The 1,640-nt window shown below is 42.0% G+C and carries 2 protein-coding genes; one reads left to right on the forward strand and one right to left on the reverse strand.

Features of this window, described 5'->3' with window-relative positions:
• The coding region (locus CPA56_RS09415) for a tetratricopeptide repeat protein (protein WP_182041759.1) at positions 1-896 on the reverse strand (896 nt) is incomplete at its 3' end.
• 382 nt (positions 897-1,278) lie between these two features.
• On the opposite strand from CPA56_RS09415, the gene CPA56_RS09420 reads away from it, so the two are divergent.
• Positions 1,279-1,640: helix-turn-helix domain-containing protein (locus CPA56_RS09420; protein ID WP_182041760.1), on the forward strand; the 362-nt coding region annotated here is incomplete at its 3' end.

Genomic DNA, 1,640 nt, shown 5'->3' on the forward strand with positions numbered 1-1,640 from the left:
TTGCTTAACCATGGCTCCTCATTAAGATAACGATCCGTTTTTGGTATCACTTTCAGCTCAGATTGGAGGTGATTGTTTAGTGAAGGTTGTTGGGAAAAGAGGATGGCCTGCAAGCGTTTAATCTCCTCGAGTGACGGAGAAAAATCTTCATTAAGCTTCGCAGAGGCTTGATAGGCAGCAAGCGCACTCTGTCTTCGCCCAAGCAACCTTAATGCATTTCCTGCATGATAGTATTTTTCAAAATCGCCAGGTGAGGCCAGGGCTGCACGACGATAAGAAATGAGCGCATCTGCCACCTTGCCCTGTTCAATCTGGCAATGTCCGAGTTGCATGAGGAGAGCAGGATTGTCAGGGCATACTGCTAGCGCAGAGATATAATATTGTTCTGCACTAGCCCATTCGTGACGACGCCCAGCTTGGCGTGCTTTAGTGCGATATAGCCGTGCACGTATGGTCAGATCAGGGATATATGGCGAGATATCATTTGAAATAGGTAGAAGAGTTGCAGTGAGTATTATAGCATCACGGTCATCTTCTGTCTTTTGTCCGAGTTCTTCTAAAATTTTTAGTAAGTCTGTTGCATTGCCATTCAAAACAAGAGCTCGAGCAAAGAAAGTAACAGCACTTTGAACTTCGGATCTTGAGCGATGAAAAAAACCTGCCTGAAGCTGAGCATCTAGAAGGAAAGGTACACGTCCGGCAGCTTCATGATAGCTATGCATAGCCTCTGCAGCCTGCCCATTTTCTTTATAAGCGTGTCCTAACTGAACCAGCGTTTTGGTATCTAACTGCGCTCGAGGACCTATTGTATTATAAACTTTGATTGCCTCTGCCCAATTGTGAGCCCTAGCTAATGAACGTGCTTTTGCGCGTTTTCTGATACTGATGATCATCATATTTCTTTAAAAAAGACCATAGTTCGTTTGGTTCAGTTACACCCATCGTAGACAGATGGGCTATAAAACCTGATTTTTCTTGTTATCTCAAGTGGGTATCTTGATATGTAAGTAATTGATTTTTATAAATTTAAAAAAACTCTTTTTCATTACGTGTATGGTTGCCTAATGTTAATATAATTAATATTATATTATATTTATCTTAATAAAGATAATTGCCATATGAATAATATACTTCGATATTTTTATTTTTAATACAAAAAATCCTTCTCACAATAAGTAGTAATAAAAACTTATTTCTGGTAACGAAAAAAAATACCATAATGATTAATGAAATATTTCCAATAAGCTGGAACTGCCATGAGGAAAAATAATTTTTTCAATGAAAATAACAGAAACGCTTGACGAAACGACGAGAAAGAAGAAAACATCTCTAATCGTCCGTCGCATGGTGGGCGGGCCTGTTGGTAGCAGTGCCCACCCCAGACAGCCATGCCCAACTCTAAATCACACGGCCATCGTGTGCTGGTATTATATGCTTCCTCTCTTCCGTCTTAAAGCCTTTTTTGAAACCCTTGTGAAATTTCACCGGATTACGCCGCATCAGGGGCGTGTCTATCAGGTGTTGCTATCTTCCTTCGGCCATAAGGGCTGCTTTCCGTCCCATTCTACACTGGCCGTTGAGTCCGGTGTATCAGAGCGTACAGTCCGCAATGCTCTCCGTGAGGCCCGGATGCGGGGCTG

The sequence above is a fragment of the Bombella mellum genome, from assembly GCF_014048465.1.
Lineage (GTDB): Bacteria > Pseudomonadota > Alphaproteobacteria > Acetobacterales > Acetobacteraceae > Bombella > Bombella mellum.